Annotated in this window: 10 protein-coding genes and 1 tRNA gene; 10 read left to right on the forward strand and 1 reads right to left on the reverse strand. The window is 67.2% G+C overall.

Translation table 11 applies throughout. The features are described from left to right. Nucleotides 1-39: 39 nt before the first annotated feature. The 5 genes from QFZ23_RS07510 to QFZ23_RS07530 all read left to right on the forward strand — a co-directional run bounded on the left by QFZ23_RS07510 (nucleotide 40) and on the right by QFZ23_RS07530 (nucleotide 6,305). Nucleotides 40-927, forward strand: a complete 888-nt coding sequence (locus QFZ23_RS07510; RefSeq protein ID WP_306921765.1) for a TatD family hydrolase — start codon at nucleotides 40-42, stop codon at nucleotides 925-927. Between the two features lie 270 nt (nucleotides 928-1,197). After that, on the forward strand, nucleotides 1,198-2,385 hold the full coding sequence (locus tag QFZ23_RS07515; protein WP_306921768.1) for a resuscitation-promoting factor: 1,188 nt from the start codon (nucleotides 1,198-1,200) through the stop codon (nucleotides 2,383-2,385). Between the two features lie 203 nt (nucleotides 2,386-2,588). After that, complete coding sequence (gene rsmA / locus QFZ23_RS07520) at nucleotides 2,589-3,476, forward strand: 16S rRNA (adenine(1518)-N(6)/adenine(1519)-N(6))-dimethyltransferase RsmA (RefSeq protein WP_306921770.1); 888 nt, start codon at nucleotides 2,589-2,591, stop codon at nucleotides 3,474-3,476. After that, the gene (locus tag QFZ23_RS07525) at nucleotides 3,476-4,444 is read left to right on the forward strand and encodes a 4-(cytidine 5'-diphospho)-2-C-methyl-D-erythritol kinase (RefSeq protein WP_306921772.1); all 969 of its coding nucleotides are present in this window, start codon (nucleotides 3,476-3,478) and stop codon (nucleotides 4,442-4,444) included. Before rsmA ends, QFZ23_RS07525 begins: the two co-directional genes overlap by 1 nt. A 34-nt stretch (nucleotides 4,445-4,478) precedes the next feature. Continuing rightward, entirely contained in the window at nucleotides 4,479-6,305 is a 1,827-nt protein-coding gene (locus QFZ23_RS07530) for an ABC-F family ATP-binding cassette domain-containing protein (RefSeq protein WP_306921774.1), read from the forward strand. Nucleotides 6,306-6,312: 7 nt separating this feature from the next. Here the strand turns inward: QFZ23_RS07530 and QFZ23_RS07535 are convergent, their stop codons facing one another. Continuing rightward, nucleotides 6,313-6,912: a TetR/AcrR family transcriptional regulator gene (locus QFZ23_RS07535; RefSeq protein ID WP_306926732.1), complete on the reverse strand. Its 600-nt coding sequence runs from the start codon at nucleotides 6,910-6,912 to the stop codon at nucleotides 6,313-6,315. Nucleotides 6,913-7,158: 246 nt separating this feature from the next. Here QFZ23_RS07535 and QFZ23_RS07540 point away from each other — a divergent pair. From QFZ23_RS07540 to pth, 5 genes are all read left to right on the forward strand, one after another. Next, nucleotides 7,159-7,230, forward strand: a tRNA-Gln gene (locus QFZ23_RS07540). A 122-nt stretch (nucleotides 7,231-7,352) separates the two neighbouring features. Continuing rightward, nucleotides 7,353-8,843: a bifunctional UDP-N-acetylglucosamine diphosphorylase/glucosamine-1-phosphate N-acetyltransferase GlmU gene (gene glmU, locus QFZ23_RS07545; RefSeq protein ID WP_306921776.1), complete on the forward strand. Its 1,491-nt coding sequence runs from the start codon at nucleotides 7,353-7,355 to the stop codon at nucleotides 8,841-8,843. Between the two features lie 5 nt (nucleotides 8,844-8,848). Next, the gene (locus QFZ23_RS07550; RefSeq protein WP_306921778.1) at nucleotides 8,849-9,829 is read left to right on the forward strand and encodes a ribose-phosphate diphosphokinase; all 981 of its coding nucleotides are present in this window, start codon (nucleotides 8,849-8,851) and stop codon (nucleotides 9,827-9,829) included. A 272-nt stretch (nucleotides 9,830-10,101) separates the two neighbouring features. Beyond that, nucleotides 10,102-10,713, forward strand: a complete 612-nt coding sequence (locus QFZ23_RS07555; protein WP_306921781.1) for a 50S ribosomal protein L25/general stress protein Ctc — start codon at nucleotides 10,102-10,104, stop codon at nucleotides 10,711-10,713. A 118-nt stretch (nucleotides 10,714-10,831) separates the two neighbouring features. Then, the gene (gene pth, locus QFZ23_RS07560; protein ID WP_306921783.1) at nucleotides 10,832-11,416 is read left to right on the forward strand and encodes an aminoacyl-tRNA hydrolase; all 585 of its coding nucleotides are present in this window, start codon (nucleotides 10,832-10,834) and stop codon (nucleotides 11,414-11,416) included. Nucleotides 11,417-11,489 lie beyond the last annotated feature (73 nt).

Consider the following 11,489-nt stretch of genomic DNA (forward strand, 5'->3'; position numbering starts at 1 on the left):
TGGGAAATACCGAGCCGGGGCGGCCGCTAGGCTGGAGGAATGCGGCATTCCCTGACTCCCGGGCCCTACCGGGCTCCCGGCAGCGACGGTTCTGGCAAGCGGGGTTTCCCGCCGGCGCCCGAACCGTTGCCCGTTCCCGTGATGGACAACCACACGCACCTGGACTTTCCGACTGACGATGTCCGGGTGGACATCGCCGCTGCCCTCGATGCAGCCGAAGCCGTGGGTGTCTGCGGCGCCGTGCAGGTGGGCTGCGATCTCGAATCCTCGAGGTTTACCGTGCGCGCCGTCGATCTGGATCCGCGCCTTTTGGGGGCGGTGGCCCTGCATCCGAACGATGCGCCGGATTACGCTGCCCGCGGTGAGCTTGAGGACGCCCTGGCGGAGATCGAGGAGCTTGCCGCCCACCCCCGCGTGCGCGCCATCGGCGAAACCGGCCTGGATTTCTTCCGCACGGAAGGGGAGGGGCTGGCGCATCAGCGCTACTCCTTCCGCCGGCACATTGACATCGCGAAGCGGCTGGACCGGACCCTGCAGATCCACGACCGCGACGCCCACGACGACGTGGTCCAGGTCCTGCGCGAGGAAGGCACCCCGGAACGGGTTGTTTTCCACTGCTTTTCCGGAGACGCAGGGCTTGCCCAGATCTGCAACAGCGAAGGATGGTTCATGTCCTTCGCAGGGACACTGACCTTCAAGAACGCCACCAACCTCAGGGAGGCGCTCGCCGTGGCCGATCCGGAGTTGGTGCTGGTTGAAACCGACTCGCCGTTCCTCACTCCGCACCCGCACCGCGGCCGCCCCAACGCCAGCTACATGGTGCCGTACACCGTGCGGGCCATGGCGGAATTGACAGGAACGGACCTGGCCGAGCTTTGTGGCCTAGTCAGCGCAAATACCGTGCGGGCGTACGGATCCTGGGACTAGGACTCCGCGGCTAATAAGCCGGGATATACATACCTGGTAGGCAAATATTTTGGATGGTTTATAACGCTTCGGTTACAGTGAAAAACTATTAGCCGGGGTCGGGGAAGGCCTCCGGATGATGTAACTCACTTTCGTGACAGGCAGGGCGCCTTCGGATGCCCTGCCATGTGAGTGTGGCGACGCACATGCCTGCGGCCTGCTCCGGTCTGCCCGGAGCCACCTCTTCGGTGTCCGCTGGGGGTCCCTCTGTGCGTTTTTCCCCGTGCCCGGATGGCTCAAAAGTTACGGGCAATCGTGGTCAACTTCTTCACGTCAGACGGCAAGTTCAGTTTCATCAAGGTCGGCACGCAGCTGGTGGTGCTCTCCGCCCTCGTGCTGGGGCTCGTTGCCTTTGTGGGCAACAACAAGACAGTCACCCTGAACGTTGACGGGAAAGTAAGCTCCGTCCAGACCTTCGGCGGCACCGTTGAACAGGTGGTGAAGAGCGCGAATGTCGAGCTGCACCCGGCCGACCGCGTCTCTCCCGCACTCGATGCCAATGTTCAGAACGGCTCCGTCATCAACGTGAACATGGCGAAGGCCGTGAAGGTCAGCCTGGACGGTGCAGAGAAGACCGTGAGCACCACGGCGCAGGACGTGGCCGGGCTCGTGACCCAGCTCGGCGTGGCCAGTTCTTCGGAGCTCTCCGTGCCGAAGGACGCGCAGCTGGCCGTGGACGGTTCGTTCGTGGCCATCTCGACGCCGAAGACCGTCAGCATCATCGCCGACGGCAAGGCCAGGAAGACCACCACCACGGCCGCCAACGTCGGCGAGGTCCTCAAGGACGCCGGGATCCGGCTCGCCGCCGCTGACCGGACGTCGCAGCCGGCACACGCCCCGGTGGTGAACAACATGGTGATCAAGGTGTCCCGCGTGGTCGGCAAGACCGCCACCGTCACCGAAGATGTCGCGTTCCAGACGCTGAGCACGGACAGTGCCTCCCTCCCCAAGGGTGAAGAGAAAGTCACCCAGGAAGGCATTCCCGGCGAGACCACCCTCACCTACAAGCTCCTCCTCGTCGATGGCCGCGAGGCCTCCCGGACGCTCGTCTCCAAGACCACCACCCGAGAGCCGGTAACCGAGAAGATCACGGTCGGCACCAAGGAAGAGCCCAAGCCGGCAGCAGCCGCGGAGGCGGACAGCGGGAACACCGGGGCCGCAGCCCCGGCCATGATGAACGTGGGCATGTGGGACAAGATCGCCCAGTGCGAATCCGGCGGCAACTGGTCCATTAACAGCGGCAACGGCTACTACGGCGGCCTGCAGTTCGACATCCAGACCTGGATCGGAGCCGGCGGCGGCTCCTACGCACCGAACGCCAGCCAGGCGTCCAAGGCGCAGCAGATCGACATTGCCAACCGCATCTATGCGGAGCGCGGCCTCCAGCCATGGGGCTGCGGCTGGGCCGCCAGCAGCTAGCCACCGGCGCCAGCCAGCCACCTGGCGCGATAATCCTGCGCAGTAAACCCTCGCCACCGCGGCAGCTGACCACAGCCGCGACGGCCGCGAATGCCGGGCCCGGAACCTCCGGGCCCGGCATTCGCCGTTCCTGCCCTACGGGTGACCGGCCCTGATGAACACTGAGCCCCGTTCCATCTGGAACGCCGGGATAGGATACCTAGGTGACTGACCCGACCCCCGCCGCCTCCGGCACTGCGCCCGCTCCACTGTTCGGTGCCTCCGATATCCGCAGGCTGGCCGGGGAGATCGGCGTCCGCCCCACCAAGACACTTGGCCAGAATTTCGTCATCGACGGCAACACCATCCGCCGGATCGTGGCCGCCGCCGGCATCGGCCCGGAGGAGACGGTCCTCGAAATCGGACCCGGGTTGGGGTCGCTGACGCTGGGGCTCCTCGACGCCGCCAAGGCGGTGGTCGCCGTCGAAATTGACCCCGTCCTGGCTGCGAAGCTGCCGGAAACCATCCGGCAATGGCGGCCCGACTCCGCCGGCGACTTCCACCTGGTCCTCGCCGACGCCATGAAGGTGACGGAGCTGCCGGCCGAGCCCGCAGCCCTCGTCGCCAACCTGCCATATAACGTCGCGGTGCCGGTGGTGCTCCACCTGCTGCAGTACTTCCCGTCGATCCGGCACGGCCTCGTCATGGTCCAGGACGAAGTTGCCGACCGGCTCGCCGCTGACCCCGGCTCCAAGATTTACGGCGTGCCCTCGGTCAAGGCCGCGTGGTACAGCAGCATGCGCAAGGCCGGCGTCATCGGCATGAACGTCTTCTGGCCCGCACCCAAGATCCAGTCCGGCCTCGTGGCCTTCACCCGGCGTGAGCCCCCGGCCACCACCGCCAGCCGCGAGGAGGTCTTCGCCGTCATCGATGCTGCGTTCGCGCAGCGCCGCAAGACACTCCGCGCAGCCCTGGCCGGGTGGGCCGGCAGTGCCGCCGAAGCGGAACGCTGCCTGGTCGCGGCCGGGGTCGACCCCACCGCGCGGGGCGAAGTGATCGACATCGCCGCGTTCGCGAGGATCGCCGAAGCCCGCGCGGCCGCGGACGCCTGATGGCGGTCCGGGGCCTGAAGGGGCGCTTTGCGGCAAGGACCGTCCGGGTCAAGGCCCCGGGCAAAGTAAACGTCTCGCTGGATGTCGGGCCACTGCGCCCGGATGGCTACCACTCCGTGGCCAGCGTCTACCTGGCTGTGTCGCTGTACGAGGAAGTAGCGGCCACCAGCACAGATTCCGACGGCATCACCGTCAGCATCAGTCCCGACAGCACGCTGGACCTCGACGGCGTGGACATCCCGCTCGACGAGCGGAACCTCGCCTACAAGGCAGCCGCCATCATGGCCGATGTGTCAGAACACGCCACCGGCGTGCACCTTGAAATCACCAAGCGGGTTCCCGTGGCCGGCGGCATGGGCGGCGGCTCTGCGGATGCTGCGGCCACGCTCCTGGCGTGCGACGCGTTATGGAACAGCGGCCTGTCCCGGGACGAACTCGCCCAGCTGGCCGCCGAGCTCGGGGCGGACGTTCCCTTCGCACTGCTGGGCGGCACGGCCGTGGGGCTGGGCGTGGGCGATGACCTGTCGCCTGCCCTGGCAAAGGCCCAGATGGACTGGGTGCTGGTCACGGCCGAGTTCGGGCTGTCCACGCCGGAGGTATTCCGCACGCTGGACCGGCTCCGCGACGCCGAGGGCCTGGACGTCGAGGAGCCCACGGCGGTGGACCCGAAGATCCTGCAGGCCTTGCGCAGCGGCGACGCCGACGCCCTGAGCAGGGTGCTGGTCAATGACCTCCAGCGGGCGTCCATCGAACTCGCCCCCGGGCTCCGGGACACCCTTGGCCTCGGCGAATCCTGCGGAGCCATTGCCGGGATCGTTTCCGGCTCCGGACCCACCGTGGCCCTGCTGGCGCACAATCCAGAAGCGGCGGAGAACCTCGCCGGGGAGCTGGAGCACAAGGGCCTCAACGCCCGGGCCGTCCACGGCCCGGTGCCCGGGGCCCGCATCATCTCCGATACGCTCCTTTAATACCTTTTACCTTCACAGCAGAAAGCAGTTCCCCGTGGCACACCTGCTCGGCGGCGAGAACCTCAAGGTCTCGTACGCAACCCGCACCGTTCTGGACGGCATCACCCTTGGGCTTGAAGAGGGCGACCGGATCGGGATGGTGGGCAGGAACGGCGACGGCAAGTCCACGCTGATGCGGCTGCTGGCGCTGCGGTCCACGCCGGATTCCGGCCGGGTCACCAAGCGCGGGGACGTCAACGTTGGCTACCTGGACCAGAGCGACGTCCTTGACGCCGACCTGACGGTGGGTGCCGCGATTGTCGGCGACAAGGCCGACCATGAGTGGGCCGCGAACCCCCAGATCCGCGAAATCATGGGCGGACTGGTGTCGGACGTCGACTGGCACGCCAACGTGCACGCCCTGTCCGGCGGCCAGAAGCGGCGCGTCGCGCTGGCCAAGCTCCTCATCGAGGACCACGACGTCATCATGCTCGACGAGCCCACCAACCACCTGGACGTCGAGGGCGTGGCCTGGCTGTCGCGGCACTTGAAGACCCGGTGGCGGCCCAATCAGGGGGCCTTCCTCGTGGTCACCCACGACCGCTGGTTCCTCGACGAAGTCTGCAACAAGACCTGGGAAGTCCATGACGGGATCGTTGACCCGTTCGACGGCGGTTACGCCGCCTATGTGCTGGCCCGCGCCGAGCGGGACCGCACGGCCGCCGTCGTCGAAAGCAAGCGCCAGCAGCTGGTGAAGAAGGAACTCGCCTGGCTGCGCCGCGGCGCCCCGGCCCGGACGTCCAAGCCCAAGTTCCGGATCGAAGCGGCCAACGCCTTGATTGCCGACGTTCCGGAGCCGCGTGACGCCACGGCCCTGAGCAAGATGGCCACCGCGCGCCTGGGCAAGGACGTGCTGGACCTGGAGAACGTTTCGCTCGACTTCCTGGGCGGCAAGGCCGGGCAGAAACTGTTCAACAACATCACGCTGCGGCTCGCGCCGGGGGAGCGGCTTGGCATCGTGGGCGTCAACGGCGCCGGCAAGACCACGCTGCTGAAACTGCTCAACGGCGAAATCCAGCCGTCGGCCGGAAAGGTCAAGAAGGGCAAGACCGTGGTCACCGCCGTCCTCACCCAGGAGGTCAAGGAGCTCGACGACGTCGCCGACCTGCGCGTCATCGAGGTCATCGAGCGCGAAAAGCGGTCCTTCAACGTGGGCGGCAAGGAGTTCACCGCCGGCCAGCTCGTGGAGCAGCTCGGCTTCACCAACCAGAAGCAGTGGACGCCCGTCCGCGACCTGTCCGGCGGCGAGCGGCGCCGCCTGCAGCTCCTGCGGCTGCTGGTGGGCGAGCCCAACGTGCTGATGCTGGACGAACCCACCAACGACCTCGACACCGACACCCTCGCCGCCGTCGAAGACGTCCTGGACGGCTGGCCGGGCACGCTCGTGGTGGTCAGCCACGACCGCTACCTGCTCGAACGCGTCACCGACCACCAGATGGCCCTGCTGGGCGACGGCAAGATCCGCGGCCTGCCGGGCGGCGTCGACCAGTACCTCGAACTCCGCGAGAACGCCCTCGCCGGCTCCACCGTCACCGGCGGCGGAAACCCCGTCACGGGCCCGTCAGCCGGCGGGGAAGCAGCCCCCGCCGGTCCCTCCGAAGCCGAGAAGCGCGAGGCCCGCAAGTCCCTCAACCGCGTGGAGCGCCAGCTCAACAAGCTCGCCCAGCAGGAAGAGAAGATCCACGTTCAAATGGCCGCCAGCACCAACGATGGCGACTTCGACCGACTTGGCGACCTCAACAAGCAACTGAAGGACCTGACCGACGAAAAGGACGCCCTCGAATTCGAATGGCTAGAGGCGTCAGAAGTCCTCGGCGAATAGGGCGAACTCAGGCCTCGCTGCGGAGTTCCGGGTCCTTTTTGAGGCCGGTCAGGCCATTCCAGGCGAGGTTGACCAGGTGGGCGGCCACGGCTCGCTTGTCGGGCTGGCGGGCGTCCTGCCACCATTGGCCCGTCATCGCCACCATGCCTACGAGCATCTGCGCGTACATGGCGCCGTCGGCAGCGCTGAACCCGCGCCGGGCGAATTCGTCGGACAGGATGTGTTCAACGCGGGCTGTCACGTGGGAGAGCAGCGTGGAAAAGGCGCCTTCGGGCTGGGACGGGGGAGCGTCCCGCATGAGGATGCGGAAGCCGTCGATGCGTTCCTCGATGTAGGTGAGCAAGGCCAGGGCGGCGCGCTCCACGAGGACGCGCGGCTTGGCTTCGTCGGCCAGGGCGTTGTTGATGTCGGCGAGCAGGATCCGGAACTCGTACTCGACAACCTGCGTGTACAGGCCCTCCTTCGAGCCGAAGTGCTCGTAGATCACAGGCTTGGAAACGGCGGCGGCAGCAGCGATCTCCTCGATGGTGGTGCCGTCCAGTCCGCGCATCGCGAACAGCGCCCGCCCTACTTCGATGAGCTGGGACCGGCGCTGGGGTCCGGTCATCCGCGACCGGGGGATGCGCCCCGCCGCTGCTTCGGGCCTTGCTGGCAGGTTCCCCGGACCGTCAGTTGGCCCTGTGCTGTTGCTCACCGTCCAATCATGCCTTATGCCAAGGGGCCGGCAGGGGTGGCGGCCGGTCCCGGCGCGCTGCCCGAGCCGACCTCGGCGCACCGGATGCGCCGAGGTCGCACGAGCGTCAACGTTCGTGGCAGAATTGGTTCTCGTGCCCAGGCTTAGTGCCGGGCATGGTCCGCTCTGGTGTAATGGCAGCACCCCGGCCTTTGGAGCCGTGGAGTATAGGTTCGAATCCTATGGGCGGAACAGCTGCATCAGAGGTGTCCAGTAGGATGAACCCTGTTGCCGGTTCCGGGCACAGGTTCGGACACCGCCGCGCAGGCAGCCGCGGATGCAGTACAGCGCAACCGAGCAAGGAGAGCCCGTACGTGAGCCCCGAGAAATCCGGCCCAGCCGCCGTTATCGTCCTAGCTGCAGGTGCCGGTACCCGGATGAAATCCCGTACCCCCAAGATCCTCCACGAAATCGGCGGCCGTTCCATGGTGGGCCACGCCCTGCTTGCCGCCCGCAGCATCAGCCCCCGGCGGCTGGCCCTGGTGATCCGGCACGAGCGCGACCGCGTCGCAGCCCACCTCACCGAACTCGATGCGGACGCCCTGATCGTGGACCAGGACGAAGTTCCCGGCACCGGACGCGCCGTCGAGCTTGCCCTCGAAGCCCTTGACGCCAAGGAGCCCGTCGCCGGGACCGTCGTGGTCACCTACGGCGATGTTCCGCTGCTCACTGGTGAAATGCTCTCCGAGCTGGTGTCCACCCACGAGCGCGAGGGCAACGCGATCACGGTGCTCACCGCGATCCTGGACGACGCCACCGGCTACGGCCGCATTCTCCGCGGCGAAGACGGCACCGTGACCGGCATCCGCGAGCACAAGGACGCCACCGACGCCGAGCGTGCGATCCATGAGATCAACTCCGGAATCTACGCCTTTGACGCTGCCGTCCTCCGGGACACCCTCGGCCACGTCACCACCGACAACTCGCAGGGCGAAAAGTACCTGACCGACGTCCTCGGGCTGGCCCGCGAGGCAGGCGGCCGCGTGGCCGCCGTCGTCACCGCCGACCGCTGGCAGGTCGAAGGCGCCAACGACCGCGTCCAGCTCGCCGCCCTCGGCGCCGAGCACAACCGCCGGATCGTGGAAGCCTGGATGCGCGCCGGGGTTAGCGTCGTCGACCCCGCCACCACCTGGATCGACTCCACGGTGACCCTGGCGGAGGACGTCCGGATCCTGCCCAACACCCAGCTGCACGGCGCCACCACGGTGGCGCGGGACGCCGTCGTCGGCCCCGACTCCACGCTGACCGATGTCAGCATCGGGGAAGGCGCCAAGGTGACCCGCACCCACGGTTCCGGCGCGGAGATCGGCGCGGGAGCCAGCGTTGGCCCCTTCACCTACCTGCGCCCGGGAACGGTCCTGGGCGAGACGGGCAAGATCGGCGCGTTCTACGAAACCAAGAACGTCAGGATCGGCCGCGGCTCCAAGCTGTCCCACCTGGGCTACGCCGGGGACGCTGAAATCGGCGAGGACACCAACATCGGCTGCGGCAACATCACCGCCAACTACGACGGCGAGAAGAAGCACCGCACGGTGATCGGCTCGGGCGTGCGCACCGGCTCCAACACAGTATTCGTCGCTCCGGTCACGGTGGGGGACGGTGCCTACAGCGGCGCCGGAGCCGTGATCCGCAAGGACGTGCCCGCCGGTGCCCTGGCGCTGTCCATGGCAGCACAGCGCAACGCCGAAGGCTGGGTGGCCGCCAACCGCCCCGGCTCGCTGTCCGCGAAACTGGCAGAAGCCGCCGCGGCCCGCGAAGGCCGCACCGATTCCTCAAATTCCCCCGCATCTACAGAAGAGGGCTAGCAACCATGACCGAAATTACGGCTCACGGCGAGAAGAAACTGGTGCTCGCCGCAGGGCGTGCACACCCGGAGCTTGCCCGGGAGATCGCCAAGGAGCTGGGCACGGAACTGCTGCCTGTGGACGCCTACGACTTCGCCAATGGCGAGATCTACGTCCGCGCCGGGGAGAGCGTCCGCGGAACCGATGCCTTCGTCATCCAGGCCCACCCCGCACCGCTGAACAACTGGCTCATGGAACAGCTGATCATGATCGATTCGCTGAAGCGTGCCTCGGCCAAGCGGATCACCGTGGTTTCGCCGTTCTACCCGTACTCGCGCCAGGACAAGAAGGGCCGCGGCCGCGAGCCCATCTCCGCCCGCCTCGTGGCCGACATGTACAAGACAGCCGGTGCCGACCGCATCATGAGCGTGGACCTGCACACCTCGCAGATCCAGGGCTTCTTCGACGGCCCGGTGGACCACCTCATGGCCATCCCGCTGCTGGCGGACTACATCCGCACCCGCGTCAGCGCCGACAACATCACAGTGGTCTCCCCGGACACTGGCCGCGTGCGCGTGGCTGAACAGTGGGCCGAACGACTCGGCGGCGCGCCGCTGGCATTCGTCCACAAGAGCCGCGACCTGACCGTGCCCAACCAGGCCGTGTCCAAGACCGTGGTGGGCCAGATCGAGGGCCGCACGTGCGTGCTCATCGACGACATGATCGACACCGGCGGAACCATCTCCGGCGCTGTGCAGGTGCTCAAGAACGCCGGCGCCAAGGACGTCATTATTGCCGCCACGCACGCGGTGTTCTCCGATCCGGCTGCACAGCGCCTCTCCGAGTCCGGCGCCCGCGAAGTGGTGGTCACCAACACGCTGCCCATCCCCGTGGACAAGCGCTTCCCCGAGCTCACCGTGCTGTCCATCGCGCCGCTCATCGCCCGGGCCATCCGGGAAGTGTTCGACGACGGATCGGTCACCAGCCTTTTCGACGGCAACGCCTAACGGCGCTGCTTGAACTGGGCCCACGCCAGCCGGGTTCCCTGAGCGAGCATAGGGGGCTGGTGGGGACCGTTTTCAGTAAACGGGCCAGGCACTGGTAAGCTTTTTTCGATACCTTGGCGAGGGAGAGCACCTCCGGAACACCGGACTGCTGGTCTCCGTTATCGACTGGGTCTGAATCACCCTTCTGGTGGGGCCGCCTTCGGGCCGCCCGGCGTTGAAGGTCACTCCAGACCTCCGCCCTTGCTGAACCAACAATCCACCAGGAGATTCACATGTCTGAGCAGAAGCTCGCAGCAGAAGCACGCACCGAATTCGGCAAGGGCTTCGCCCGCCGCGCCCGCGCCGCCGGCCAGATCCCCGCCGTGATCTACGGCCACGGCGCAGAGCCCATCCACATCACCCTGCCGGCCAAGGCCACCACCCTGGCTGTCCGCACGGCCAACGCCCTGCTGTCCCTGGACCTCAACGGTGAAGGCCACCTGGCCCTCGTCAAGGACGTCCAGCGCGACCCCATCAAGCAGATCATCGAGCACATCGACCTGCTGACCGTCCGCCAGGGCGAGAAGGTCACCGTGGACGTTCCCGTGCACCTTTCCGGTGAAACCGCCCCGGGCACCGCGCACAACCTGGAACTGACCGTCGTCTCCCTCGAGGCCGAGGCAACCCACCTGCCCGAGTCCGTTGAGGTCAACATCGAGGGCCGCGCCGCCGGCGAACACATCCACGCCTCCGACCTCGTGCTCCCCAAGGGTGCCGTCCTGCTGACCGACGCCGAGGCTCTGGTCGTCAACGTCTCCGAGGCCACGGCAGCGGCCGAAGGAGAGGGCGAAGCCGAGGAAGCCGCCGCAGCAGAGGCTCCGGCCGAAGAAGCTGCTGCCGAGTAATTCGCGCACAACCCTTCCCGCGTTACAGACAGCGCGGACCGGTGGCCGGGTCCTTTCTGGGCCCGGCCACTGCTGTCACTGCCCCACTTGCGTGCAAACCCCGCCTTAGGATTGATTCATGACTGACACCTGGCTGATCGTAGGCCTTGGCAACCCCGGACCCGAGTACAGCGGCAACCGGCACAACGTCGGCCAGATGGTGCTGGACGGGCTGGCCGGACGGATCGGCGGGAAGTTCAAGGCGCACAAGGTCAGGGCCCTGGTCCTAGAAGGCCGGCTGGGTATCGGCGGTCCCCGCGTGGTGCTCGCCAAGCCTGGCACGTACATGAACGTCTCCGGCGGTCCGGTGTCCGCACTTGCCAGGTTTTACGACGTCGGGCCGTCCCGCGTGGTGGCCGTCCATGACGAGATTGACATCCCCTTTAATACGGTGAAGCTGAAGATCGGCGGCGGTGAGGGAGGGCACAACGGTCTCAGGGACATCTCCAAGGCCCTCGCCACCAAGGACTACATCCGCGTCCGGGTGGGGGTCGGCCGGCCGCCGGGCCGGATGGACACCGCCGACTACGTGCTCAGGGACTTCGGCACCACGGAAAAGAAGGAACTGCCCTTCCTGCTCGAAGACGCCGCCGACGCCGTCGAACTCCTCATCAGGGAGGGGCTGACGGCCGCGCAGCAGCAGTTCCACACCGCCAGGGTGTAACGCCCTTCGCCACGGTGTCTCCTCCCCGCCGCCCCAACCCTCAAGCTCGCATCAAGGTCTGCGAAATGTGAAC

The organism is Arthrobacter globiformis (genome assembly GCF_030818015.1).
Lineage (GTDB): Bacteria > Actinomycetota > Actinomycetes > Actinomycetales > Micrococcaceae > Arthrobacter > Arthrobacter globiformis_C.

What these genes read in the sequence shown, in the direction of transcription:
- QFZ23_RS07510 (WP_306921765.1), top strand. Translation starts at nt 40, where the DNA reads ATGCGGCATTCCCTGACTCCCGGGCCCTACCGGGCTCCCGGCAGCGAC.
- QFZ23_RS07550 (WP_306921778.1), top strand. Translation starts at nt 8,849, where the DNA reads ATGACCGAAATTACGGCTCACGGCGAGAAGAAACTGGTGCTCGCCGCA.
- QFZ23_RS07555 (WP_306921781.1), top strand. Translation starts at nt 10,102, where the DNA reads ATGTCTGAGCAGAAGCTCGCAGCAGAAGCACGCACCGAATTCGGCAAG.
- pth (WP_306921783.1), top strand. Translation starts at nt 10,832, where the DNA reads ATGACTGACACCTGGCTGATCGTAGGCCTTGGCAACCCCGGACCCGAG.
- QFZ23_RS07525 (WP_306921772.1), top strand. Translation starts at nt 3,476, where the DNA reads ATGGCGGTCCGGGGCCTGAAGGGGCGCTTTGCGGCAAGGACCGTCCGG.
- QFZ23_RS07535 (WP_306926732.1), bottom strand. Translation starts at nt 6,912, where the DNA reads ATGACCGGACCCCAGCGCCGGTCCCAGCTCATCGAAGTAGGGCGGGCG.
- QFZ23_RS07515 (WP_306921768.1), top strand. Translation starts at nt 1,198, where the DNA reads ATGGCTCAAAAGTTACGGGCAATCGTGGTCAACTTCTTCACGTCAGAC.